Source organism: Pseudogemmobacter sp. TB195 (genome assembly GCF_058313095.1).
Genome location: NZ_JBZEGG010000004.1, coordinates 63,842 through 87,999 on the forward strand (window position 1 = coordinate 63,842; position 24,158 = coordinate 87,999).

General features: G+C 62.8%; 21 protein-coding genes. 6 read left to right on the forward strand and 15 right to left on the reverse strand.

The window, feature by feature from the left end; genetic code table 11:
• Window positions 1-69 precede the first annotated feature (69 nt).
• From lpxB to pyrH, 13 genes are all read right to left on the reverse strand, one after another.
• Entirely contained in the window at window positions 70-1,236 is a 1,167-nt protein-coding gene (gene lpxB / locus AC4FS3_RS06050; RefSeq protein ID WP_491019768.1) for a lipid-A-disaccharide synthase, read from the reverse strand.
• Window positions 1,233-2,054: an LpxI family protein gene (locus AC4FS3_RS06055; RefSeq protein WP_491019769.1), complete on the reverse strand. Its 822-nt coding sequence runs from the start codon at window positions 2,052-2,054 to the stop codon at window positions 1,233-1,235. The genes lpxB and AC4FS3_RS06055 overlap by 4 nt, the downstream gene beginning before the upstream one ends.
• Complete coding sequence (gene lpxA, locus AC4FS3_RS06060) at window positions 2,051-2,857, reverse strand: acyl-ACP--UDP-N-acetylglucosamine O-acyltransferase (protein ID WP_092897669.1); 807 nt, start codon at window positions 2,855-2,857, stop codon at window positions 2,051-2,053. The genes AC4FS3_RS06055 and lpxA overlap by 4 nt, the downstream gene beginning before the upstream one ends.
• A 3-nt stretch (window positions 2,858-2,860) precedes the next feature.
• Window positions 2,861-3,334, reverse strand: coding sequence for a 3-hydroxyacyl-ACP dehydratase FabZ (gene fabZ / locus AC4FS3_RS06065; RefSeq protein ID WP_092901673.1), 474 nt, complete (start codon window positions 3,332-3,334; stop codon window positions 2,861-2,863).
• Between the two features lie 148 nt (window positions 3,335-3,482).
• On the reverse strand, window positions 3,483-4,163 hold the full coding sequence (locus tag AC4FS3_RS06070; RefSeq protein WP_491019770.1) for an OmpH family outer membrane protein: 681 nt from the start codon (window positions 4,161-4,163) through the stop codon (window positions 3,483-3,485).
• 25 nt (window positions 4,164-4,188) lie between these two features.
• Window positions 4,189-6,588, reverse strand: a complete 2,400-nt coding sequence (gene bamA, locus AC4FS3_RS06075) for an outer membrane protein assembly factor BamA (protein WP_491019771.1) — start codon at window positions 6,586-6,588, stop codon at window positions 4,189-4,191.
• Between the two features lie 387 nt (window positions 6,589-6,975).
• Window positions 6,976-7,140 (reverse strand): hypothetical protein, encoded by a 165-nt coding sequence (locus tag AC4FS3_RS06080; protein WP_283177954.1) that lies wholly within the window; start codon window positions 7,138-7,140, stop codon window positions 6,976-6,978.
• Window positions 7,141-7,253: 113 nt separating this feature from the next.
• The gene (gene rseP / locus AC4FS3_RS06085) at window positions 7,254-8,585 is read right to left on the reverse strand and encodes an RIP metalloprotease RseP (protein ID WP_491019772.1); all 1,332 of its coding nucleotides are present in this window, start codon (window positions 8,583-8,585) and stop codon (window positions 7,254-7,256) included.
• A 72-nt stretch (window positions 8,586-8,657) separates the two neighbouring features.
• A complete protein-coding gene (gene dxr, locus AC4FS3_RS06090) occupies window positions 8,658-9,839 on the reverse strand; it encodes a 1-deoxy-D-xylulose-5-phosphate reductoisomerase (RefSeq protein ID WP_491019773.1) in 1,182 nt (393 codons plus the stop codon).
• A gap of 4 nt (window positions 9,840-9,843) precedes the next feature.
• Entirely contained in the window at window positions 9,844-10,695 is an 852-nt protein-coding gene (locus AC4FS3_RS06095) for a phosphatidate cytidylyltransferase (RefSeq protein WP_491019774.1), read from the reverse strand.
• Window positions 10,692-11,534 (reverse strand): polyprenyl diphosphate synthase, encoded by an 843-nt coding sequence (uppS, locus tag AC4FS3_RS06100; RefSeq protein ID WP_491019775.1) that lies wholly within the window; start codon window positions 11,532-11,534, stop codon window positions 10,692-10,694. The genes AC4FS3_RS06095 and uppS overlap by 4 nt, the downstream gene beginning before the upstream one ends.
• Before the next feature lie 20 nt (window positions 11,535-11,554).
• Window positions 11,555-12,124 (reverse strand): ribosome recycling factor, encoded by a 570-nt coding sequence (frr, locus tag AC4FS3_RS06105; RefSeq protein ID WP_198836802.1) that lies wholly within the window; start codon window positions 12,122-12,124, stop codon window positions 11,555-11,557.
• 375 nt (window positions 12,125-12,499) lie between these two features.
• Window positions 12,500-13,258 (reverse strand): UMP kinase, encoded by a 759-nt coding sequence (gene pyrH, locus AC4FS3_RS06110; protein ID WP_092897685.1) that lies wholly within the window; start codon window positions 13,256-13,258, stop codon window positions 12,500-12,502.
• A 181-nt stretch (window positions 13,259-13,439) separates the two neighbouring features.
• On the opposite strand from pyrH, the gene miaA reads away from it, so the two are divergent.
• The 6 genes from miaA (at window position 13,440) to AC4FS3_RS06140 (ending at window position 21,893) form a co-directional block, all read left to right on the forward strand.
• Window positions 13,440-14,306 (forward strand): tRNA (adenosine(37)-N6)-dimethylallyltransferase MiaA, encoded by an 867-nt coding sequence (gene miaA / locus AC4FS3_RS06115; RefSeq protein WP_491019776.1) that lies wholly within the window; start codon window positions 13,440-13,442, stop codon window positions 14,304-14,306.
• 187 nt (window positions 14,307-14,493) lie between these two features.
• Complete coding sequence (locus AC4FS3_RS06120) at window positions 14,494-15,291, forward strand: helix-turn-helix domain-containing protein (RefSeq protein ID WP_491019777.1); 798 nt, start codon at window positions 14,494-14,496, stop codon at window positions 15,289-15,291.
• 435 nt (window positions 15,292-15,726) lie between these two features.
• A complete protein-coding gene (locus AC4FS3_RS06125) occupies window positions 15,727-17,370 on the forward strand; it encodes an ABC transporter substrate-binding protein (RefSeq protein ID WP_491019778.1) in 1,644 nt (547 codons plus the stop codon).
• A 102-nt stretch (window positions 17,371-17,472) separates the two neighbouring features.
• Window positions 17,473-18,558, forward strand: a complete 1,086-nt coding sequence (locus AC4FS3_RS06130) for an ABC transporter permease (RefSeq protein ID WP_491019779.1) — start codon at window positions 17,473-17,475, stop codon at window positions 18,556-18,558.
• Window positions 18,559-18,568: 10 nt separating this feature from the next.
• Window positions 18,569-19,732, forward strand: a complete 1,164-nt coding sequence (locus AC4FS3_RS06135) for an ABC transporter permease (RefSeq protein WP_491019780.1) — start codon at window positions 18,569-18,571, stop codon at window positions 19,730-19,732.
• A 67-nt stretch (window positions 19,733-19,799) separates the two neighbouring features.
• The gene (locus tag AC4FS3_RS06140) at window positions 19,800-21,893 is read left to right on the forward strand and encodes a dipeptide ABC transporter ATP-binding protein (RefSeq protein WP_491019781.1); all 2,094 of its coding nucleotides are present in this window, start codon (window positions 19,800-19,802) and stop codon (window positions 21,891-21,893) included.
• Between the two features lie 24 nt (window positions 21,894-21,917).
• On the opposite strand, the gene AC4FS3_RS06145 is transcribed toward AC4FS3_RS06140, so the two are convergent.
• Window positions 21,918-22,232, reverse strand: a complete 315-nt coding sequence (locus tag AC4FS3_RS06145) for an antifreeze protein (RefSeq protein ID WP_491019782.1) — start codon at window positions 22,230-22,232, stop codon at window positions 21,918-21,920.
• Window positions 22,233-22,441: 209 nt separating this feature from the next.
• Window positions 22,442-24,112: an amidohydrolase gene (locus AC4FS3_RS06150; protein ID WP_491019783.1), complete on the reverse strand. Its 1,671-nt coding sequence runs from the start codon at window positions 24,110-24,112 to the stop codon at window positions 22,442-22,444.
• Window positions 24,113-24,158: the final 46 nt, after the last annotated feature.

A 24,158-nucleotide genomic window follows, 5' to 3' on the forward strand; every position in this document is an offset into this window, starting at 1 on the left:
ATTTAGAGACAGATGAAAGAGGTTACCCTTTTCATCTGTCCTTAAATATCCTCGCCGGAGGCATGCGCGTCAGCGCAGTTGCGCGGTATCAACCTGCAAAAAGGTCAGAACCGAGCGCGCGGCGCGCAACCCGGGGCCTTCGCCGCCACGGCCGAGCCGCTCCATTGTCAGGCGCATTGCCACTTCCTGTCCCTTTGATTTTCCCGAAAGAAGTGCGGCCAGCGCCGGGACGAGCTTTAGCGCACGGCACTCGCGGCCGATGAATTCGGGCACTGTCCGGGTCCCGGAAACGAGATTGACGAGGGTCACGGTATCGATCCGGATCATCCGCCGCATCAGCCAGAGCGTCAGCGGCGCCATGTCATAGGCGATCACCATCGGGCAATCCTGCGCTGCCAGTTCCAGGCTTACCGTGCCGGATGCGGCCAGTGCGGCATCTGCTGCGGCGAAGGCAGCAGTGCGGGTCGCGACATCGGGGGACCTGAGGATGACCGGCGCAGCGGCCCAATGCGCTACCGCCTCCGAGACAACCGGCATCAGATGGGTCGGCGTTGGCAGGATCACCCGCAGGCCAGCACAGGATGCAGCAAGCCCCGCCACCGTTTCACCAAATGGCGGCAGAAGCCGGCTGACCTCGCCCCGGCGCGATCCGGGCAGAACGGCAAGCAGCGGCGCGTCAGGGGCAATGCCATGCGCAGCACGGAAGGCCACCGCCTCCGCCGTGCTGGCAACCGGCTCAGAGACCACCGGATGGCCCACGAAATCGCAGCTCATCCCGGCGGCTTCCATACAGGGCGGCTCAAAGGGTAAAAGCGCCAGCACATGGTCGATCACCCCCGCCATCTTGGCGGCGCGGCCCGGGCGCCAGGCCCAGACCGAGGGCGCGACATAATGGATCGTGGGGATTTCCGGCGCGGCCTCTTTCACGATCCGCGCCACGCGCAGGCAGAAATCCGGGCTGTCGATGGTGATCAGGGCCGCCGGTCGCTCAGCCAGCACCAGATCGGCGCATTGGCGGATCCGCCGTTTGAGGTGAAAATATTTCGGCAATATCTCGGCAATGCCCATGACCGAGAGCTCTTCCATCGGAAAGGCGCTTTCCAGCCCCTCGGCCTGCATGGCCGGGCCACCGACCCCTTCGAACCGCGCTTCAGGCAGCAGCGCCTTCAGCCCTGCCATCAGCGCGGCCCCGAGCCGGTCGCCCGAGGGCTCTCCGGCGATCAGGATGAATTTCACGCGGGTTCTCCGGGCTGACGGGCCCAGAGGAAAAGCCCTGCCTCCCGCGCCGCCGCCTGCATTGCGGGCAGGTCGAGACAGATCACGCCGCCGGCCTCCCAGACAATGCCGCCCAGACCGGCCTGAGCGACCTGAGCCACGGTGACCGGCCCAAGCGCCGGCAGATCGATACGGCGGTCCTGCAGCGGTTTTGGCGCCTTATAGAGCAGCCCGCGCCCGCGCGGGGCCTCGGGTCGCAGCCCGGCAGGCAAGGCAGCCACGCCTGCGAGCATCGCGTCGGTCCCGGCCAGTGTCTCGGTCGCGAGGCAGAGCCCCTGTTGCACGACACAGCCCTGGCCAACATCGACCCGGCCAAGCGCCTCGGCGATCAGCGCGGCGCGCGCCGCATCCTGACGGTCGCGGGGCTGAACGTCGCCGGCATAAAACGCGGCTTGCGGCACCAGGGCGGGCGCAAGATCGGAGGCGCCGATCACCGAAAACCCGTCTTCCTCGAAGAGTGCGATCACCTCGCGCAACGTCGCGTCATCGCCCTGGGCCAGGGAGGCCATCAGACGCGGCACGATACCCGCGGTGATCGGGTCAAACAGCGCCGGGTCAAGCCGCGGGCGCTGCACGGCACCGGCGAAACAGACGGCGGTGACCCCCGCCTCATGCAAAGCGGCAAAGAACGGGTAGAGGCGTTCGATCCGGAAGGTCAGATCGGGCACCAGCCCTTCGGGGGGGAACCCATCCAGCGCGGCCAGAAAGGGGCGTATCGGCGCCGCCTGCGCCAGCGCGGCAGGCAGCGCGCCACGCCCGGCAATGATCGCGACGCTCATTTCGCGCCTTTCGGCGTCAGGAACGACCGGTCGCTGGCCGAGAGGATGAACTCGCTGATCTCGCGCACATGGACGGCGTCGAAATCTTCCGCGAGACGCTCGGCGCGGTCATGGAAGGTACCCTCGCCCTGGGCCAGCATCTGGAAGGCGGCGCGCAGCTGGGTGATTTCGGCCCGGGTCACGCCGCGCCGTTTCAGCCCGACAAGGTTCAGCCCGTCCAGCTCGCCGCGCGGGGCCTGGACGAGGCCATAGGGGATCACGTCATTGGTGACCATGGTGACCGCGCCGATGATCGCACCGCGCCCGATGCGAACAAACTGATGGATGCCGGAAAGGCCGCCGATCACCACATCATCGCCGATATGGCAATGGCCGGCGATGGCGACATTATTCGCCATCACCACCCGATTGCCGACAATCGCATCATGACCGATATGAACGCCGGTCATCAGCAGGCAATCATCGCCGACGCGGGTCACCCCGCCACCGCCCTCGGTGCCGGTGTTCAGCGTGGCGCCTTCGCGGATGCGGCAACGGGCGCCGACTTCCAGCCGGGTGCGCTCGCCCCTGAATTTCAGATCCTGCGGCACTTCGCCCACGGATGCGAAGGGCCAGATCGTGGTTTCTTCGCCGATATCGGTCCAGCCTGTAACTACGGCATGGGATTTCAGCTCGACCCCGCGCTGCAATGTGACCTCGGGGCCGACCACGCAAAACGGGCCGATAAAGCAATCAGGGCCAATCACGGCGCCGTCATCGATCACGGCAGAAGGGTGGATGACGGCGGTTCCGTGAATGGACATGGATCAGGCCTTTGGCAGGTCGAACATTGCGGTGAATTCAGCCTCACAGGCCAGTTCACCATCGACCGTGGCGCGGCCCGAGAATTTCCACACTTTGCCGCCGCCACGCAGCGCTTTCACATGCAGTTCCAGCACATCGCCGGGCACCACTTTGCGGCGGAATTTCACACCGTCGACGCCCATGAAGAACACTTTCGCATTCTTGTCGACCAGATCCATCGACAGCCCCACCAGCACGCCCGAGGTCTGTGCCATCGCCTCGATGATCATCACACCGGGGAAAATCGGCATACCCGGGAAATGGCCGGTGAATTGCGGCTCATTATAGGTGACGCATTTCACGCCGACGCAGGATTCGTTGATCACCACATCGCGGACCTTGTCGATCAGCAGAAACGGGTAACGATGCGGGATAATCCGCTGGATCAGATCCAGATCGGCATTGGTGACGGCCCTGGCTTCCGTATTGGCATCCATCTGGCGCATCCTCCTCCTGTCACATAGGGCTGATATCCGCAGCGGTTTCGCGCGGTTTTCCGACTGCTACCAAGTTGATAGCTGCGGGGCAAGTTCCGGCGAACAGCGCCGGCAAAGAGCGCCCAGGACGCCCGCCCCGGATCGGCTTTCAGGGTGCAGGCGCAGGTGTCCCGGCTGCCGGATCCTGAACCGGCGCAGGCACGGGGTCTGAACCGCCCTCTGCGCCCTGCCCTTCGCCCTTTCCATCCGCCGGAGCGGCGTCGGGCGCCGGCAGACGCTGATCCATCAGGGCAATCGCGCGCTGCGTCACATCCGCCGAGGAACGCGAAAGAATCAGTACATCATCGCCAATGATCGCCACTGCGCCATATTCATCCAGCAATTCAACCATCAGCGGCACCGAGCGATCGAGAAATACCTTGCGGTCCTCGTCCAGCTTCCGGTTGATCGCGCGCACTTTCGCATCCTGCGACTGGCGGAAGTCCTCGACCCTGGTGTCGAAATCGCGCGCCAGAACCGAGAATGCCTCGGCTGTCATGCCGGCGCGTTTCGCCGTCAGATCACGCTCTTCCTGTTCCAGCGCGGCCTCGATGGCGCGGTTCTCAGCGCTGACTTCGGCAGCAGCCTGTTCCGCCGCCTTCGTTGCGGCCATCCCCCAGGCGGATTTTTCAAAGAGCTCCGCCTGGTTCAGGGTCAAAAGTGCGAAAGTCTCGCCCGCTGCCGTATCGGGGACGGTCTCTGCCCCACCGGGTGCCGAAAGGGCTTCGGCGTCTTGCGCAAAAGCCACGCCAGCCCAGACCGGCAGCAGTGCCAGACCTGCCAGCATCATCCCCCGGAGCGCCGGCGCCGCCATCTCAGAACTTGGTCGAAACGGTCAGGTCGAAGGACTGCGTTTTATCGTAGTCTTCCTTCTTGAGCGCCTTGGCAAAGTTGAAGCGCAGCGGCCCCACCGGCGTATCCCAGAGAACCGAGACGCCGACCGCAACACGCGGCTTGAAACTGTCATCGATGGGCCCGGCAAGGCCGGCTTTGTCTGTAAGGCTCCAGACCGAGCCGATATCGAGGAAGGCAGCACCCATGATGCCATATTCCTCGGGCAGGCCAATCGGGAATTCCGATTCGAACCGCGCCACCGCAAAGACATTGCCGCCGAGTGCATCTTCGAGATCGGTGCCATCACGCGGGCCGATTCCGTTGGGTTCAAAGCCACGCATCTTGCCGCGCAGGAAGAAGCGGTCGGTCACGCGGGTGCCGGTATCGCCAAGATCCTGAAGATGCCCTGCTTCGAAGATCGCCCGAATCGTGACTTCTTCGTTCCAGATCTTCTGCTCGCCCATGGCGAAAAGCGATGTGGTGAGGAATTTGGTGTCGCCGCCAAGCCCGCCGATATCCTGGCCAAAGCGGAACAACAGGCCGCGCGTCGGATCAAGCCCGGTGATGCGGCTGTCATATTCATAGGTATAGCCGATGGACGACGAGGTCAGCGCGCCGCGGCTGACTTCATCCTTCAGAATCGGCGAACGCAGCGAGATCGGTGTCGGCGGCGTGGTGCTGGTGTCGTATTCATCCGGGTCGAGATCGAAGATATCGTCCCGGCTGAGCCGGTAACGCAGGCTGAGACGCGACTGTTCGCCAAGCGGGAAGCCAAGCGAAAGCGAGAAGCCGGCACTGCGGGTGTTGTAAAGCGCATAATCCGAATCGGTCGTACGGTAGAACAGGCCGAAGGAAAGGCTCAGATCCCGGCCGAACAGCGACGGCTCGGTGAAGGAGAAGGACGAGCTCTGATTATCCGACGTGGTTGCGACGCTGGCCGCAATCGACTGTCCGCGCCCAAGGAAGTTCGATTCCGAGAAATTGACCGAGATCCCGGCACCGGATTCGACCGAATAGCTCAGACCAAAGCCAAGCGAGCCGGTCGGCTGTTCATCGACATCGACATTCACGACCACCTGGTCCGGCGCCGAGCCCGGTTCCGCATTGACCCGTGCATCCGAGAAGAAGCCGAGCGCGCGGATACGCTCCGCCGACTGACGGATCTCGCGCGCGTTGAAGGGGTCGCCTTCAACGCTGCGGAACTGACGGCGGACGACTTCGTCCAGCGTGGTGGCATTGCCTTCGATATCGATACGTTCGACGAAAATCTTTTCGCCACGCACCACCGCGAATTCGATATTGACGCGCTGGTTGCGGTCATCCCGGGTGATACGGGGTTCGACGCGAACGAAATTCAGCCCTTTCTTCAGGGCGAGGTTTTCCATCCGGGCGATGTTGTTGTCGATCAGCGCCGGGCTCCAGGTCTGGCCCGCCCGGATCTTCTGCACCGCCGCGAAATCGTCGGCAGCAACGCCTTCGACCTCGGACACGGTAGAGATCGCGCCGATGGAATATTGCTGACCTTCCCGAATGGTGAAGGTCACGAAGCTTGCATCGCGTTCGCGCGAGACTTCGGCCGAGGCGTCAAGCACCTGGAAATCGATATAGCCGCGCGAGCGGTAGAATTCGGTCAGAAGCTGCTTATCGACATCGATCCGTTCCGAGACATAGGTGTCGCGCTGGATGATCTGGCGCAAAAGCCCCGCCTGTTTGGTCTGCAGGACCTGGCGCAGCCGGCGGTCCGAGAAGGCGCGGTTCCCGACAAAGGAAAGCTGCTCGATCTCGACGACTTTGCCCTCGGTGATCTCGAACACCAGATCGACCCGGTTGCCATCGCGACGGATGACCTTGGGGTTGATGGTCGCGGCGATACGGCCCCGCTGGCGGTAAACCTCGGCCAGGGTTGCGGCATCGGCTTCGGCCGTCGAGGGCGAGAAGACGTGACGCGTCTGCGACTTGACCAGTTTCGCGAGGTCATCGTCCTTGATGCGCTTATTGCCCTCAAAGCTGATCACATTGATGAAGGGATATTCCTTCACCCTGATCACGAGCGTATTGCCCTGCGGGACGATCTCGACCGTCTCAAAAAGGCCCGAGCCATTGATCCGCTGATAGGCGTCATTCAGCGCCCCGGCCGAAACCTCCTGGCCCCGGCTGATCCCTGCATAAGACAGGATGGTAGAGGCATCGACGCGCTCATTTCCTTCGACCTTCACCGCTGAGAAGGCGAAAACCTGGGCGAAGGCGGGCTTCAGCCAGACCGGCGTCGAGGCCACCGATCCGAGCAGAACCGCAGTCACAAGCGTGACCCCGGCAACCCGTTTGCGGCCACCGGCAATACCACTGGCGCGCTGCTGTTTCCGGATCGAGCTTTTCACCATGACCTGCCACGCGCTCCGCAGTAGAAATTTCCCTGTGTCTGACTAACGACAAAGCTGGCCCTTGTCAAAAGCCTGCGGTCCTTGTGGATAAGTCTGGCAGATATAGTATGTCGCCCCGCTGATCGCCGCAGACGAGGCAGGCAACTTAAGGGCAGCACAACCCCCAGGAAGCTGCAGCCAGATCGAATGCACCGATATGCTGAGAAATCGGCAGAAATGCGCGCCCGGACCGGGGGATTCCCGCCGCCATCCCCGCTGCCTGATCGCCGAAAAAGCGAAAACCCGGCGCAAAAGAGCCGGGTTCAGATCATTTCTCGCCGATGGCGCTAAAACACAGAGCAGTCAGCAAGCGGCGGAAATCTGCCTGGCCTCACCAATTGCACCGGCTCAGGGCGTAATTTGCAAGGGCGCCGCGTAATAGCCCAGAATGGCGGATCCAAGAAACGCGCCGGCAAGAAGGCCCACGACAATCGTTCCCATGGTGAAAATACGGTCGAAATTGATCCTGGCGAGCAGGACAAGACCCGGGAAAGTGCGTTCAACCATCTGCATAGCATCACCTCTTGTTAGGCAGAGGGATAGGTCGTGAATCTGGCGAGACTATGGCGCAAATCGCGCAAGATCCGGCGGTGCCGGGAAAACCGCCCCGGCCACCGCCGTCAATGTCACACGCAGGTGACGTCATTCCACAGGGCAAAGGCCATCAGCGACAGAAGCAGTGTCAGCCCCACCGTCATCAGAACCCGCAGCGCCCCGTCCGAGGGCGGTTTGCCCGTCACTGCCTCAAAGGCGTGAAACACAAGATGGCCGCCATCGAGCACCGGAATCGGCAGCAGGTTCAGGATCCCGACCCCCAGCGACAGCACCGCGAGCATGCTCAAAAAGCCCATGGTCCCGGTTTTCGCCGCGTCTCCCATGGTTTCGGCCATGCCGATCACGCCCGACATATTGCAGGTCGAAATCTGCCCGACGATCATATGCCACAGGCCCGAGAAGGTCGTTGTGGTCATATTCCACATCGCGCTGGCGGCGGTTGTGACCGCCTCCCAGACGCCGGCCGGGCGGCTCGCGGGTTCAAAAGTCATGCCGGAAAAAGCACCAAGCAGCCAGCGGCTCTCGAAACCGCCGCCGTCAGCCGCCGCGCGCGGCACATCGCGCGAACGCGGCGTCAGTTCCAGATCGAAGGTACGACCGTCGCGCCAGACCGTCAGCGGCAGGGTGCGGCCATTCGAGCCGCGCACGATATCCGCCAGATCCTCAAACGCATTGATCTCCTTGCCATCTGCCCTGACCACCACGTCCCCGGCCTGAAGACCAGCATCAATCGCGGCCGATTTCACCTGGACGCCGCCCATCAGGCCGGGCTGCGGATGCGGCGCCATCAGCGTCAGTTCCTGACCGTCCCGCTCGACGCGGAATTCCACCTCGGCTGTGCGCGGCAAGGCCCGCATCGCTTCGCCAAAGCTTTTATTGTCCGGTGTAGCCCGCCCGCCAAGCGCGAGAATGACATCGCCCTCCTGCAGCGTCTGCACCCCGGGCACCGGCACCAGCCTGCCCACGATAGGCCGGTCCAGCGATATGCCGTTGAACAACACCGTGCCCAGCAGGATCGCGAAGGTCAGAATGAAATTCGCCACCGGCCCCGCCAGCACGGTCGAAGCCCGCGCCCAGAGCGGTGCACCCGCCATCGTATGGCGGCGTTCAGACGCGCTCAGCCCCGTGGGCACTTCGGACCGGACAGAGGCCGCATCGGCATCACCGAGGAATTTCACATAGCCGCCAAAGGGAATCGCTGCGACCTGCCAGCGCGTGCCGCGCTTATCCACCCGCGACAGCAGCACCGGCCCGAAGCCCAGCGAGAAGACCTCGGCATGAATCCCCGACCAGCGTCCGATTATGTAATGGCCATATTCATGGATCGCCACGATGATCGAAAGCGCAACAATGAAGAAGACGACCGACCAGGCGGCCCCCGTGAGCAATCCGAGGATATCCATAAATCAGCCGTTCCTTATGCCTGTTCGTCTGCTTTTAGTCTGTTTGTCTGCTTTTTCTTCAGACCGCGTATTTCAGACCGCGCGCGCGGGCGCAGCGGCGATCTCTGCCGCGCGGATCCTTGCGAGATGGTCCATCGCGAGCACATCCTCAAGAGAGCCTGCGTCTTTGTGAAGGCCGGAATCTGACGAAAGCCTGGTCAAAGTCGCCTCGACCAGCCGCGCCATCTCCATGAACCCGATCTTACCCGCGAGGAAAAGATCCAGCGCGATCTCTTTTGCGGCATTAAAGGCGGCCCCGGCAAGGCCGCGGGTCTCCATCACCTCGCGCGCCAGCCGCAGGGCCGGAAAGCGGGTTTCATCGGGGGCCTCGAAGCTCAGCTTTGCAAGGCGCGCAAGGTCCAGCCGCGCCACCGGCAGCGCCGCACGCGCGGGCCAGTTCAGCGCATAGCCGATCGGGTGGCGCATATCCGGCACGCCCAGATGCGCCATAACCGCGCCGTCCTGAAAGCCGACCATCGAATGGATGATGCTTTCGCGATGGATGATCACCTCGATCTGATCGGGCCGGACGCCGAACAGCTCGCGCGCCTCGATCACCTCAAGCGCCTTGTTGAACATCGAAGCGGAATCGATGGTGATCCGCTGCCCCATCGACCAGTTGGGATGCGCCAGCGCCTCGGCCACGGTCGCGCTCTCCAGCCGCGCCAGTGGCCAGTCACGCAAAGCGCCCCCCGAAGCGGTCAGGATGATGCGGTCAATCGTGTCGGTCTTTTCACCGGCAAGGGCCTGAAAAATCGCCGAATGTTCGCTGTCGACCGGCAGGATATGCCCGCCGGTCTCGCGCATCCGCCGCATCATAAGCGGGCCTGCCGCGACCAGGCTTTCCTTATTCGCAAGTGCCAGCGTGGCACCGGCCTCAAGCGCGGTAAGGCCCGGAACCAGCCCCGCCGCCCCGATGATCGCATTCAGCGTCAGGCTGACGGGACGCGCGGCGGCCTCGCGGATCGCCTCCGGCCCGGCGGCGGTCGCGATCCCGCTGCCGGCAAGTGCCTCGCGCAGATCCCGCAGCAGCCCGGGTTCGGATGTCACCACAATATCGGGCCTGAGCGCCCGCGCCTGTTCGGCCAGCAGCGCGATATTGCGCCCGCCGGTCAGCGCGGTGACGGCGAATGTGCCCTCGCCCGCACGGGCCACAAGGTCAATGGTCTGGGTGCCGACCGAGCCGGTCGCACCAAGGATGGATATTTTGCGCAAGACCTTACTCCGTCACGTCAAGCGGCAGGCTGTCCGCCATAATCGCAACATCGCCGGGCGTCGGCAGGAAATGCAGCCCGAGATTGAGGATCACCGCCAGAACCGCGGCAAAAGCCAGCGCATCGAACCGGTCCAGCAAACCGCCATGACCCGGGATCAGGTTCGAGGCATCCTTGACCCCTGCCCGTCGCTTGATCGCCGATTCCGCGATATCGCCCAGCTGGCCCGCGAAAGCGATCAGAGGCGAGACCCACAGAACAGCCGCGCCAAAGCCCGCATAGTGCCAGAAGCCAAAGCCCACCAGCGCCGCCCCGATCCAGCCCGCCACCGTGCCGGACCAGGTCTTTTTCGGGCTGATCTTCGGCCAGAATTTCGGCCCGCCGAAGATACGCCCCGCGAAATAGCCCAGCACATCCGAAGCAACCACCACCGACAGGAGCCAGGCAATCGCCACCACCCCATGCGTGTCGCTGCGCAGGATGATCAGCGCCATCGCCGTCACCACGATCACCAGCGCATAGGGGCCGAAAGCCAGAATATCGCGGCGCGGCGTCAACACCCCGATCAGCGAGGGCAGCAGCAGAAACGGCAGCGCCCAGGGCAGGGTGATCCCCATGACCAGAACCACAGCCGTGAGGGCCCCGAGCAGGATCGAGGCATCAAACCCCTGCCCGCGCGTCATTCGCGCCAGTTCCCACATCATCAGCGCCGAAGAGATCACCGCAAGCGCGAGAAACCAGATCCCGCCAAGCCAGATCGCAAGCCCTCCGACCGCCAGCATAACAATGGCCGAAAGGATACGCGGCGCCAGATCCCCCCATCTTGCCGATTTTTCACCTGCGGATTTTGAGGTCATGGTTTTGCTCCGCCGAACCGGCGCTCCCGATTGCCGAAACGCGAAAGAATCGAGGCCAGTTCGTCCGGCGTGAAATCGGGCCAGAGCGTTTCGGTGAATTCATATTCCGAATAGGCCGCCTGCCAGACGAGAAAATTCGAGGTGCGGGTCTCGCCCGAGGTGCGGATCACCAGATCCGGATCGGGCACATCGCCGGTGTCCAGCGCATGAGAAAACGCGGCATCGGTCAGGTCGGCGGGGTTGAACCGCCCCTCGGCCGCCTCGGTCGCGATCCGGCGCGCGGCGCGCAGGATCTCGTCACGACCGCCGTAATTGATCGCAACGATCAGGTTCAGTCGCGTGAGATGCGCGGTCTTGGCCTCGATACCCGCCATAAGGCGCTGCAGCTTTGGCGCCAGACGCGAGCGGTCGCCGATAAAGCGCAACCGCACGCCTTCGCGCGCAAGGGCTGCCGCCTCGCGCTGGATGAAATGCGCGAAGATCCCCATCAGACCAAGGACTTCCTCGGTCGATCGTTTCCAGTTCTCCGTCGAGAATGCGTAAAGCGTCAGCCAGCGCAGCCCCATATCCGGCGCGGCGCGAACGATTTCACGCACCCGTTCCGCGCCCCGGCGATGCCCGACCAGTCGCGGCCAGCCGCGATTGGTCGCCCAGCGGCCATTGCCGTCCATGATGATCGCAACATGGCGCGCCGCCCCCGCACCTGCCTGCGCCAGATGCGCCTGCGCGGCTGCATCGGGGCCAGATATGGCGGTGCCAGATCCGGAAATGCCAGATCCGGAAATGCCAGACCCCGAAATGCGGGACCCTGCAGCATCGGGGGTTTTAGCGGCGACCATGCGCGGCTCCTCCCGAAGGATCAGACCTGCATGATCTCCGCCTGTTTGGTCTCAAGCGTCTGGTCAATCAGCTTGATATGCTTGTCGGTCAGCTCCTGGACCTCGTCTTCCCAGAATTTCTGGTCGTCTTCCGAGAGCGAGTTCTTCGTTTTGGCTTTCTTGATCTGATCCATACCGTCACGGCGCAGGTTGCGGATCGCAACCTTGGCATGTTCGGCATAGGAGCCGGCGACTTTCGTCAGTTCGCGGCGGCGTTCCTCGTTCAGCTCGGGGATCGGCAGCATGATGATCGGGCCGTTGGTCTGGGGATTGATGCCCAGACCGGATTCGCGGATCGCCTTTTCCACCTTATTGATCATGCCCTTGTCCCAGACGTTGATCGTGACCATGCGCGGCTCGGGGACGTTGACGGTGCCAAGCTGGTTGATCGGCGTCATCTGGCCGTAAGCATCCACCATGATCGGCTCCAGCATCGCGCCGGAGGCACGGCCGGTGCGCAGGCTGGCAAATTCGACCCGCAGAGAGGCGATCGCCCCTTCCATGCGGCGAATGAGATCATCGGTGTCGAGCATGAACTCTTCGTTCGACATCTGGCATATTCCTCAGGCTGGCCCGCGAGAGATGCGGGGAAATCTGGTTTCCTATAGGACAAAGATGACCCGGGGTATAGAAGCTTGTGGCATGGAATGCCGCCCGCGACGGGGAGCTGCGCGGAAATTCCCTCTGCACCGCTATGGCGTGGGCGGTTTCTCTGCGCCCTCTGTCCTGATGCGCTGCGGCCTGTCCCGGCCTGATGCGCCAGTACAGCCAGCCGACATGCAGAGCGTCGGTCACGGTGGCGCTGAAACAATGCGTCTGAAGGCCCGGACCCGGCTGAATAACCGGCCAGGAAACGGGCGGCCCCTGACATTCACGTCGAAATAAAAGGACCGCCCCGGATAAATTTATGCGACGACTGAGATATCTCAGCCCTTTGCATTCACCAGCGTATAAGTGCCCTCGCCTGCGAGGATTGTGCGGAATCCGCCCGGCTCATCAAGCGAGAAGACGATGATCGGCAGGTCATTGTCGCGGGCAAGCGCGATGGCGGTCGCATCCATCACACCGAGATGTTTTTCCAGCGCCTCGTCATAAGAGACGGTCTCGTAGCGTTTGGCATCCTCGTGTTTTTTGGGGTCTTTGTCATAGACGCCATCCACCTTGGTGCCTTTGAACACCGCCTCGCAGCCCATTTCATTGGCCCGCAAAGTCGCAGCCGTGTCGGTGGTGAAATAGGGGTTTCCGGTGCCAGCGGCGAAGATGCAGACGCGTTTTTTCTCGAGGTGGCGGACGGCGCGGCGGCGGATATAGGGCTCGCAGACCTGGTCCATCGGGATGGCTGAAATCACCCGGGTGAAGACGCCGATCTGTTCCAGCGCCGATTGCATCGCGAGCGCATTCATCACTGTGGCAAGCATGCCCATGTAATCGGCGGTGGTGCGTTCCATCCCCTGCGCCGAACCGGCAAGGCCGCGGAAGATATTGCCGCCGCCGATCACCATACAGATCTCGACGCCAAGCTCCTGCACCGCTTTGACTTCCTGGGCGATACGCGCAACCGTGGGCGGATTGAGGCCGAAGCCCTGGTCGCCCATCAGCGCCTCCCCCGAGATTTTGAGCATCACGCGGGAATATTTCACCGCCGAGGCCGTGACTGGCCCTGGCTTTGTGCTTGCGCTGGACATGGGAATCCCCTGGTCTTGTTCTGATTTTGAAGTTGCGCGCAAAATGGTCCAAAAGCGGGCCGGGATCAACCGGGGTTGCGGCGGATCCGCACAGGCGCGAAAGAGAGCGCGAAAGGGGGCGCGGCCCCCATCCCGGCAACGTCGGGGTTCCCCCGGAATATCTGGATCAAGAGGAAATTCGATGCCGGATCTCTCTGCAGTTTCAAGAGAGCTGCCTGTGCTGATCGCCGGACCGACGGCGAGCGGAAAATCGGCGCTCGCGCTGGAACTGGCGGCACGGGACGGGCGGGCGGTGGTGAATGCCGATGCGCTTCAGGTCTATGACTGCTGGCGGGTCCTGTCGGCGCGGCCCACTCTGGCCGAGGCGGCGGCGGCGCCGCATCTGCTTTACGGCCATATCGGGCGCGATGCGGAATATTCGGTCGGCCACTGGCTGCGCGAGGTCACGGCTTTGCTGGCGCGCCCGGTGGTGATCGTCGGGGGGACCGGGCTATATTTCATGGCGCTGACGGAAGGTCTGGCTGCGGTGCCTCCGGTGCCGCCCGGGGTGCGGGCGGAGGCGGACCGGCTGCGGCTGGTGGACTATCCTGCGATGCTGGCGGGACTTGACCCCGAGACCGCCGCGCGGATCGACCTGCGCAACCCCGCCCGGGTGCAGCGCGCCTGGGAGGTTTTGCGGGCCACCGGGCGCGGGCTGGCCTTCTGGCAGGCGCAGACGGGCCCGGCACTTTTGCCGCGCGCGCGTAGCGAGGCCCTTGTGATGCAGCCCGGGACTGATTGGCTGAACCACCGCATCGACCGGCGTTTTGATCAGATGATCGGGAACGGGGCGCTGGAGGAGGCGCGCGCCGCGCTGCCGCACTGGGACGCCGCGCGCCCCTGGGCCAAAGCGATCGGGGCGCCGGAGCTTGTTGCTTATCTTCGTGGCGAGGCGAGCCTTGCCGAAGCGATCACTGCGGCAAAAATCGCCAGCCATCAATATGCGAAACGCCAGCGGACCTGGTTTCGCAGCCGGATGCGCGACTGGCAGACGCTGGCGCTGCCCTGAGGCGCGCCCTGCCCCTTCCAATGTCGCGGCTGGCGTGGCTTGCCAGCGGCTTGCAAAACGTCCACATATTTACCCACAGCTTTCCGTTAGGGCTGTGGATAACTTGACTGAAATGTCATTTTTTTGGTTTCATTTTTGCAGACTTGCCGCTTACCTTTCGCCCATCGGCAGAAAAGATAAGAAGACAATGCAAGACTTTACCGCGATTTCAAACCTCCGTGTCCTCGCCATTCCACGTCTCGCCGCCGCCGGCCGCTGGCGTATCGAAGCGATGCGCTCGCTGTCTGAATCCTGCCTTTTGTGGTTCACCAAAGGCCAGGGCCGTATCACGGTCCAGGGGCAGACGCGCGGCTACACCGCACATAATGTGGTTTTCATTCCGCCGGGCGTTATGCATGGCTTTGATGCCGGCCCTTCGGTTTTCGGCACGGCGGTGTTTTTCGGGCGCAATTGCGGGCTGCCTTTGCCCGCATCACCGCAGCATCTGCGGATCCGCGAGGTCCATGCGCAGCAGGAAATCAACGTCTTGCTTGATTCGATTACGCGCGAGATGAGTTCGGATGTGCCGGCCCATGATCGGGCCACCGGCCATTATCTGGGGCTGCTCGGGGTCTGGCTGGAGCGCCAGGCCGCCCGGGCCGAGCCGGAAGCCACCCGCCCCGATGCCAGCCGCCGGCTGGCGGCGCGCTATTCCAGTCTGCTGGAAAAGGAATATCGCTCGGGTCTTGGCGTCTCGGATTTCGCCGCAAAGCTGAATGTCACGCCCACCCATCTTTCGCGCTGCTGCAAACAGTCCTGCGGCAAACCGGCTTCGGTCCTGTTGCAGGACCGCCGTATCTTTGAGGCGCAGCGCCTGTTGAGTGAGACCAAGATCCCGGTGGGTCATATCGCGGCGAGCCTTGGCTTTGCCTCGCCGGCCTATTTCACCCGCGCCTTCCACCATATGACCGGCAAGTCGCCGACGGCATTCCGCCGCACCGGCTGAGCCTGCTACCACGGACCGACTGGGGGCCGACTGGGCGCCGGCGCGGTCAGCCGGCGCACCGTATCGGGCGTCCCTAGTGGCCGGCAGCTGCCATGCGCCAGCTGCTGAACCTGCAATGCGTCTGGCGCAATTCCATGACCTCGATATCGCAAAAGCCCTGAGAATGGTCTGTCAAAAGCATTGACGCGAAAGCGGAAAACATGCGCAATGGACGGACCAGGGAATGAAGCCGGCGGAAAAAATCCGGCCCGCACCGCAGATCCCAACAGCCTGTTTCGCGGCGCGGTTCCTGCGTGGCCAGACAGTTCCGGCCGTTCCGGTATCAGCCCGGACAGGCGCCGGCAGGGCACTGCAGCCGGGAGAGAACGGCACGTCCCGGACCTCGTTTGCGCGACGCTTTCTGCCTCGCGCCCGAGCCTGACAGGGAGATGATGAATGACCCGGAATACCGATACCCGTCTGCACCCCGCCGCAACCATGTATGCCGAAGAGCATCGTGCGGGCCAGCTCAGCCGCCGCGAATTCCTGACCCGCACCACCGCGCTTGGCGTGGCGGCGCCGGTCGCCTGGGGGCTGCTGGGGCTGGAAACCCCGGCCTATGCCGAAGGCACCCCGACGCCCGGCGGCACGCTCAGGATGTCGATGGAGCTGAAAGCGCTGAAAGACCCGCGCACCTCTGACTGGAGCCAGATCGCCAATTTCATGCGCGGCTGGCTGGAATATCTGGTCGAATACAACAATGACGGCTCGATCCGCGGCATGTTGCTGGAAAGCTGGGAGGCCAATGACGACGCGACCGAATACACGCTGAAGGTGCGTCAGGGCGTAAAATGGTCGAATGGCGACGATTTCACCGCCGAGGACGTCGCGCATAATTTTGCGCGCTGGTGCGATGGCTCGGTCGAAGGCAATTCGATGGCGGCGCGCTGTGTCGGTCTGCGGGACGGCAGCGAGGGCGGCAAGATGCGCGACGGTGCGGTCACCGTGGTCGATGGCTCAACCGTGAAACTGGTGCTGAGCGCCCCCGATATCGCCCTGATCGCGGCTTTGGCCGATTATCCCGGCATGGTCGTTCATAAAAGCTATGAGAATGGTGATCCGACCCAGACGCCGGGCACCGGCCCGTTCAAATATGATAATTTCGAAACCGGTGTGCGTGCCTCGCTGGTGAAATCGGATCAGCCCTGGTGGGGCAGCGAGGTTTACGGCGGGCCCTATCTCGACCGGATCGAATATTACGATCTTGGCACCGACCCGGCAGCCGAGGTTGCGGCGGCTGGATCCGGCGAAATTGATGCCACATATCAGTCGGTTGGCGAATTCATCGAAGTGCTCGACGCGATGGGCTGGGATAAATCGGAGGCGGTGACTTCTGCGACGCTGGCGGTCCGGTTCAACCAGCTGGCCGAGGAATATAAGGATGTCAGAACCCGCACCGGCCTGATCAAATGCGTCGACAATGCCGTGGTGCTGGAGCTGGGCTATTCCGGCCTCGGGACCGTCGCGGAAAATCACCATGTCTGCCCGATCCACCCGGAATATTACGAATTGCCGCCAGTGGTCACCGATCCGGTCGCCGGCAAGGCGCTGGTCACCGAGGCCGGTTATGGTGATTTCGAATTCGAGCTGATCTCGCTTGATGATGCCTGGCAGGCTGCGACCTGTGACGCCATTGCGGCCCAGATCCGCGATGCCGGTCTCAAAATAAAACGGACGGTGTTGCCGGGTTCGACCTTCTGGAATGACTGGACCAAATACCCTTTCTCGGCCACCGAGTGGAATATGCGTCCGCTCGGCGTCCAGGTTCTGTCAGTCGCCTATCGCTCTGGCGAGGCCTGGAACGAATCCGCCTTCTCGAATGCGGAATTCGATGCTGAACTCGGCAAGGCGCTGGCGATCAATGATGCGACCGAGCGCAGCAAGGTCATGAAACGGGTCGAGGAAATCCTGCAGGAGCAGGGTGTGCTCGTGCAATCCTACTGGCGCTCGCTCTATCGTCATACTGATCCGAAGGTGAAGGATTGCGGCATCCACGCAACCTTTGAACACCATCATTACAAATGGTGGATCGCCGCCTGATGCGGTTCCCGGGGCAGGCGCCGCCCTGCCCCGTTTCCGCCCCGCCCCCCGGGCCCCCAGCCAACAAGCCGCCGCCTTCCCTGACCCGGAAGAGGAGAAGCCATGTTCGCCTTTGTCCTGCGCCGTACCGGCGTGATGCTCCTGACTGTCCTTGCGCTGACCTTCATTGTCTTTTGGCTGACCAATCTGCCACCCAACCTGGAAAAGCTCGCGAAATCCGAGGCTTCGGTGCGGATGAGTGATGCCGAAGTCGCAAGCTGGCTCGACCGCAACGGCTATGGCACCCCGACGCTGCATCGCTATGGGCAATGGCTTGGTGTCGTGCCGGGCTGGACACGCGAAGAAGAGGGCCGCTTCACCGGCCGCTGCATCACCGGGACGGTGGCGACCCTTGACGATATCCCCACCCGCTGCGGCCTTCTCCAGGGCCAGTGGGGCTTTTCCACCGTGTTCAAACAGCCGGTGGCCGATGTGATCAAACGCGCGCTGTCGATGACCTCCTGGCTGATGCTCTGGGTGATGATCGTGATGGTGCCGACCGCGCTGACCCTTGGCGTGCTCTCGGGGATGCGCGAAGGCTCCTGGACCGACCGCATCCTCTCGGGCTTTGCCATCGTGACGACGGCGACGCCGGAATATGTTTCGGGCGTGATCTTCATCGTGGTCTTAGCCTCGGCCACGGTCGGCATCTCACCCGTGCTGGCCGAAATGGGCTGGATCGAGGGCAAGACCCTCTTCCAGGGCACCGCCACCAGCGCCATGGACAGGATAACTTTCTGGAATTTCGCCCTGCCGGTGATGACCATCGCGCTTTACGGCATCGGGTATATCGCCCGCATGACCCGCGCCTCGATGACCGAGGTGATGAGCCAGCAATATATCCGCACCGCGCGCCTCAAGGGCGTCAGCTTTTCCCAGGTGGTGATGAAACACGCGCTGAGAAACGCCCTGATCGCGCCGTTCACTGTGATCATGCTGCAATTCCCCTGGCTGTTGAACGGCGTGGTGATTGTCGAAACCCTGTTCAATTACAAAGGCTTCGGCTGGACGCTGGTGCAGGCGGCGGGGAATAACGACATCCCGCTTCTGCTGGGCTGTTCCGTTGTCGCGGTGGTGCTGGTGCTTATCACGCAGCTGATCTCGGACATCGGTTATGTCTTCCTCAACCCCCGCATCCGGCTGAGTTGAGGAGAGACAGATGCAAGACCTCTCCTGGCTCCAGATCGCCCTGAAATCCGCCCTGGCATTCGCCCCGGTCTGGATCGCCCTGATCGCCACATTCATCCTGTCGATCCGGTACCGCCGCCGCCTTGGCCTTTACGGCAAGCTCTTCGATTCCACCGCGGGCATGATTGGCTTTGCCGTGGTGATGTTCTGGATCTTCACCGCGCTTTTTGCCGATCTGATCATCACGCATGATCCGCTCGTGCAGCTCTCGGGGATGAAAAACAAACTCCCCGGCACGGCGCTGGCCACTGCGGCCGAAGGGGTCTATCCTTGGTATCTGCTCGGCGGCGACAACCTTGCCCGTGACGTGTTTTCGCGCATGGTGATGGGCGCGCGCGAGGTGCTGAAAATCGCCCCCGCCGCCACGGTCTTTGCCTTCATGGTCGGGATCACGCTGGGCCTGCCCGCCGGTTATTTTGCGGGCAAGTTCGACACATTCCTCTCCTTCATCGCCAATCTCGTGCTGGCTTTCCCGGTGATCCTGCTCTTCTACCTGCTGGTCACGCCCGAGATCATCGAGACCGGCATCCCGATTTACTTTGCCGCAGCGCTCTTTCTCTTCCCGGTGATCTTTTTCACCATCCTCTTCAATTCGCGCTTCCATATTCTGCCTGCGCGCCGCAACCTCTATGTCGGCCTGACGCTGATCATCGGGCTCTGGGCCTGGGCGGGGCTTGCCTTCAACAAAGACCCGACCGGCCTCTTCTCGATGAGCCCCAATATGCTCAATGTCTTTGTCTCTGTGGTTTTCGTAAACTCGCCCGGTGTCTTTCGCATCGTCCGTGGTCTCACCATGGACATCAAAGCCCGCGACTATGTCGCCGCCGGCCAGACCCGCGGCGAGGGCCCCTGGTATATCATGCTGTGGGAGATCCTGCCCAATGCGCGCGGCCCCCTGATTGTCGATTTCTGCCTCAGGATCGGCTATACCACCATCCTCCTCGGCACGCTCGGCTTCTTCGGCCTCGGCGTCTCGCCCGAAAGCCCCGACTGGGGCTCCACCATCGACGATGGCCGCCGCCTCCTCGCGATCTTCCCCCATGCCGCCCTCGTCCCCGCCATTGCCCTGATGAGCCTCGTCCTCGGCCTCAACCTCCTCGCCGACGGCCTTCGCGAAGAAAGCCTGAAAGACTGATTTCATCTGTCCTTAAATATCCCGGGGTCCGGGGCAGCGCCCTGGCCACCAGCCAAAGGAAACCCATATGACCGCGAAGCCGAGCACCTGGGATCCCACACAGCCAATTCTCGAGATCGAAAACCTCTCGATCACCTTCTTCACCCGGCTCCGACAGATCCCGGCGGTGATGGATTTCTCCTGCAAGGTGATGGCGGGCGAATCCATGGGCCTCGTCGGCGAATCTGGTTGCGGCAAATCCACCGTCGCGCTGGCTGTGATGCGCGATCTCGGGAAGAACGGCAAAATCACCGCCGGGCGCATCCTTTTCAAGGGCCAGGACCTCACCACCATGGGCGAGGAGCAATTGCGCCGCATACGTGGCTCTGAGATCGCAATGATCTACCAGGAGCCAATGGCCTCGCTCAACCCCGCGATGAAGATCGGCGCACAACTTGCCGAAGTCCCGATGATCCATCGTGGCATGTCGCGATCTGAAGCCTGGGCGCTTGCCCGTCAGATCGTTGCCGATGTAAGGCTGCCCGATCCGGACCGGATGCTGAATTCCTATCCGCATCAGCTTTCGGGCGGCCAGCAGCAGCGCATCGTCATCGCCATGGCGCTGATGGCGAAACCCGCGCTCCTGATCCTCGATGAACCGACCACTGCGCTTGATGTCACCGTCGAGGCCGGCATTGTCGCCCTGGTAAAGGAACTGGGCGAGAAATACGGCACTTCGATGCTGTTCATCTCGCATAATCTCGGCCTGATCCTCGATGTCTGCGACCGGCTTTGCGTGATGTATTCCGGCGAGGCGGTCGAGACCGGCAATGTCACCGAGGTCTTCACCGAAATGCGCCATCCCTATACCCAGGCTCTCTTCCGGGCGATCCCGTTGCCCGGCGCAGACAAAAACGCCCGCCCGCTGATCTCGATCCCCGGGAATTTTCCGTTGCCGCATGAACGCCCCCAGGGCTGCAATTTCGGCCCGCGCTGCGTGTATTTCGAAGCCGGGCGCTGCAATGCCGGCGACATCGCGATGGCGCCGGTTCCCGGCGGCGAGCGCCACGCGACGCGTTGCCTGAAATGGCAGGAAATCGACTGGCACGCGCCGCCCAGGGCGGCCAAAGCCCGCGAAAAACTGCCGCCGGGCGAGATCGTTCTGAAAATGGATGATCTGAGGAAATATTACCAGGTTTCCTCGGGGGCCTTCGGCGGCGGCCTGACCAAAGTCGTCAAGGCCAATGAGACGCTGAGCTTCGAGGCCCGGAAAGGCGAGACCCTTGCAATCGTTGGGGAATCGGGTTGCGGCAAATCCACCTTCGCCAGGGTTCTGATGGGGCTGGAGACCGCAACTTCGGGCAAGATCATGCTGTTTGATGAAAACGTGCAATCCACGCCGATCCAGAAACGCGGCGCGGATACGGTGTCAAAGTTGCAGATGGTGTTCCAGAACCCGTTCGACACGCTGAACCCCTCGATGACGGTCGGGCGCCAGATCATCCGCGCGCTGGAGGTCTTCCGCTACGGCGACAGTGACGCCGCGCGTCAGGCCCGGATGCTCGAGCTTCTTGACCTTGTGAAACTGCCGCGCGCCTTTGCCGAACGGATGCCGCGCCAGCTGTCGGGCGGACAAAAACAGCGCGTCGGCATTGCGCGCGCCTTCGCGGGTGGCGCGAAAGTGGTGGTCGCGGATGAGCCGGTCTCGGCGCTGGATGTCTCGGTCCAGGCGGCGGTCACCGATCTGCTGATGGATATCCAGCGCGAGAATGGCACGACGCTTTTGTTCATCAGCCATGATCTTTCCATCGTGCGCTATCTCAGCGACCGGGTGATGGTGATGTATCTTGGGCATGTGGTCGAGATGGGCACGACTGAACAGGTTTTTGCCCCGCCCTATCACCCCTATACCGAGGCGCTTTTATCCGCAGTCCCGATCGCCGATCCGACGGTGACGCGCAAACATATCGTGCTGGACGGCGAGATCCCCTCTGCGATGAACCCGCCGCCGGGCTGTCCGTTCCAGACGCGCTGCCGCTGGAAATCCCAGGTCGGGGGCGGGCTCTGTGATCGCGTGATGCCGCCGGTTGTTCAGCTGGCCGGCGGGCATCAGATCAAATGCCACCTTTCGCCGGCGCAATTTGCCGCGATGGAGCCGGTGATCCGCATCGCGGCCCAGTGATCCGCCAGTGGCTTAACGGGTGGCTTAACGGGTGACGTCCCGCGCCAGCCGTTCGGCATTGGCTTTTGTGCGGCGGCGCACCGGGCGCAAAGCGGCCTCGGCCATCGTCGCGGGCGAGGCCCCCTTCATCGCGGCCTTCATCACCGCGATCTGCGCTTCTTGCAGGGCTGCGATCTTTTCCGACACCATCCGCGCATTCTCGCCCGGTGAAACCGGCCACATCCCCATCATCCCGGCCATTCGCATCGCGATCACCGCCTGTGCCTCGGCCATCATGACCGAAGATCGCAGGCCAAGGCGCATGAGCTGGGCCGCGCTGGGGGGCAGGAATGGAAACATGACTGAGACCTTTGACGCGCCCGCCGGGCGGAGATGAACTGTCTTCTCGAAGAGGGGCAACTTAGGCGAAAGATTTCCACAGGCAAGTTAACAAATGACAACGCCGGCGGGATTCAGGCAAGCCCCGCCGGCGACTGTCTCAGTTTTGCTTCAGGTGCCGTAACGTCACCGTCTTTTGACCCTGAAATCAGCCCTGCGATCAGATGGCCTTATCCGATGGCCTGGCCTTCAGCCGCATAGGTCACCCGCCCGCCGCAGATTGTCAGTGCGACCTGGACCTTGCCGATCTGATCGGGTGCGACCTGTTCCAGATCTTCCTGCAAAAGCACCAGATCCGCCGCGAGGCCGGGTTTCAGCCGACCGGTGATATGATCGGTATGCGCCGCCCAGGCGCCGCCCGCCGTATAGGCGTAAAGGCTTTCCTCAAGGCTGAGGCGCTCATCGGTGCAGGAATCGCTGTAAGGCACCCGCGTCACCGCCGCCTGGACCGAACGCAAGACCGCCACATCGGTCACCGCCCAGTCCGAGGCATAGGCAACGGGCGCGCCATGATCGGCCAGCGTTTTGTGCAGATAGGCATCCGGCCAGCGCGCTTGCCCGATATTGGTCAGCGTCGGCTCCATCCCGAAATCCATTGCGCCCGGCGGATGCGAGGGCTGCAGGCTCGCAACAATCCCAAGCGCACCGACACGCGGCACATCGGCGCGGTCGATCAGTTCAATATGTTCGATCCGGTGACGCGAGTCGCGCTTGCCATTCTGGATCTGCGCGGTTTCATAGCCATCAATCGTGGTCCGCACGGCCCCGTCACCGATGGCATGAACCGCGATCTGCAGGCCGCGGCGGTCGATCTCGGCTGCCAGCGGGTTGAACTGATCCGGCGGGAAAAGCGCGACCGATCTATGGCCGGGCTTTGTCGGATAATCGTTCAGCATGAAGGCGGTATAACTGTCGAGCACACCATCCATGAACATTTTCACAAAGCCCGAGCTGAGCCATTCATCATTGAAGCTCTCGGTCATCTCGACGGCACGGTCCAGCTCGGAATGGTCCATACTGGGTTTGTAATGGAAGGGCACCTTGACCCGCGCCAGCAGCCGGCCTTCTTCCTGCAATTCGCGCAGGCATTCCAGCGTGTAGCGGTTGCCATCCATCATCACCATCGAGGTGATGCCATATTGCGCGCAATGGATCTGGCCGCGCTCGAACATATCCTTGTCCAGATCGCGCTCGGCCTGGCTCGGATTGACCGGCTCGCCACCGGTCGCGATGCCCAGATTAAGCCGCCCGCGCCCGGCAAGATCAACGACCCGGCCAAAGGCTTCGAATTCCAGCAGCTCTCCGGTCGCCAGCCCGTCCGCCCCCATCACCACCTCATGGCCGGGCGAACAGGCCAGCCCGTTCAGCGTGCCGGAAAGTTCCAGCGCAAGGGTATTGGCCCAGATCGTGTGATGGTCATGCGAGGTCATCGCGATCGGGCGGTCGGCGATGATACTGTCGAGGATATGGCGGTTGGCGCCGCCTTCGATAAGGCCATAATCGGCGCCCTGCGCCATGAGGAAGGGCAGATCCGGATTGGCCGCCGCATAGCCCAGAAAGGCCTCGCGCAGCTGGTCTATGCCATGCACATGGGTCAGTTGCAGATCGCTCAGCTCGGATCCGCCAAGCCCCAGATGCAGATGGCTTTCAACAAAGCCCGGCAGGAGCATCCGCCCGCCCGCATCCACCACTTTCGTGGCCGCCCCCTTCAGCGCGGTGATATCGGCATTGGAGCCCACGGCGAGGATACGCCCCGCGGCAATCGCCACGGCCTCGGCCCGGGGCATGTCGGGATCCATGGTCAGGGCCTTGGCATTGATGAAAATCAGGTCGGCGGGCATATCTCAGGCTCCATTCGGCAGAAAGGCGGCCCGAAGCGGGCCGCCC

Coding starts and splice junctions, on each gene's coding strand:
- AC4FS3_RS06055 (WP_491019769.1), bottom strand. CDS start 2,054: ATGAGCGTCGCGATCATTGCCGGGCGTGGCGCGCTGCCTGCCGCGCTG.
- lpxA (WP_092897669.1), bottom strand. CDS start 2,857: ATGTCCATTCACGGAACCGCCGTCATCCACCCTTCTGCCGTGATCGAT.
- fabZ (WP_092901673.1), bottom strand. CDS start 3,334: ATGGATGCCAATACGGAAGCCAGGGCCGTCACCAATGCCGATCTGGAT.
- AC4FS3_RS06070 (WP_491019770.1), bottom strand. CDS start 4,163: ATGATGCTGGCAGGTCTGGCACTGCTGCCGGTCTGGGCTGGCGTGGCT.
- bamA (WP_491019771.1), bottom strand. CDS start 6,588: ATGGTGAAAAGCTCGATCCGGAAACAGCAGCGCGCCAGTGGTATTGCC.
- AC4FS3_RS06080 (WP_283177954.1), bottom strand. CDS start 7,140: ATGCAGATGGTTGAACGCACTTTCCCGGGTCTTGTCCTGCTCGCCAGG.
- rseP (WP_491019772.1), bottom strand. CDS start 8,585: ATGGATATCCTCGGATTGCTCACGGGGGCCGCCTGGTCGGTCGTCTTC.
- AC4FS3_RS06095 (WP_491019774.1), bottom strand. CDS start 10,695: ATGACCTCAAAATCCGCAGGTGAAAAATCGGCAAGATGGGGGGATCTG.
- uppS (WP_491019775.1), bottom strand. CDS start 11,534: ATGGTCGCCGCTAAAACCCCCGATGCTGCAGGGTCCCGCATTTCGGGG.
- frr (WP_198836802.1), bottom strand. CDS start 12,124: ATGTCGAACGAAGAGTTCATGCTCGACACCGATGATCTCATTCGCCGC.
- pyrH (WP_092897685.1), bottom strand. CDS start 13,258: ATGTCCAGCGCAAGCACAAAGCCAGGGCCAGTCACGGCCTCGGCGGTG.
- miaA (WP_491019776.1), top strand. CDS start 13,440: ATGCCGGATCTCTCTGCAGTTTCAAGAGAGCTGCCTGTGCTGATCGCC.
- AC4FS3_RS06120 (WP_491019777.1), top strand. CDS start 14,494: ATGCAAGACTTTACCGCGATTTCAAACCTCCGTGTCCTCGCCATTCCA.
- AC4FS3_RS06125 (WP_491019778.1), top strand. CDS start 15,727: ATGACCCGGAATACCGATACCCGTCTGCACCCCGCCGCAACCATGTAT.
- AC4FS3_RS06130 (WP_491019779.1), top strand. CDS start 17,473: ATGTTCGCCTTTGTCCTGCGCCGTACCGGCGTGATGCTCCTGACTGTC.
- AC4FS3_RS06135 (WP_491019780.1), top strand. CDS start 18,569: ATGCAAGACCTCTCCTGGCTCCAGATCGCCCTGAAATCCGCCCTGGCA.
- AC4FS3_RS06140 (WP_491019781.1), top strand. CDS start 19,800: ATGACCGCGAAGCCGAGCACCTGGGATCCCACACAGCCAATTCTCGAG.
- AC4FS3_RS06145 (WP_491019782.1), bottom strand. CDS start 22,232: ATGTTTCCATTCCTGCCCCCCAGCGCGGCCCAGCTCATGCGCCTTGGC.
- AC4FS3_RS06150 (WP_491019783.1), bottom strand. CDS start 24,112: ATGCCCGCCGACCTGATTTTCATCAATGCCAAGGCCCTGACCATGGAT.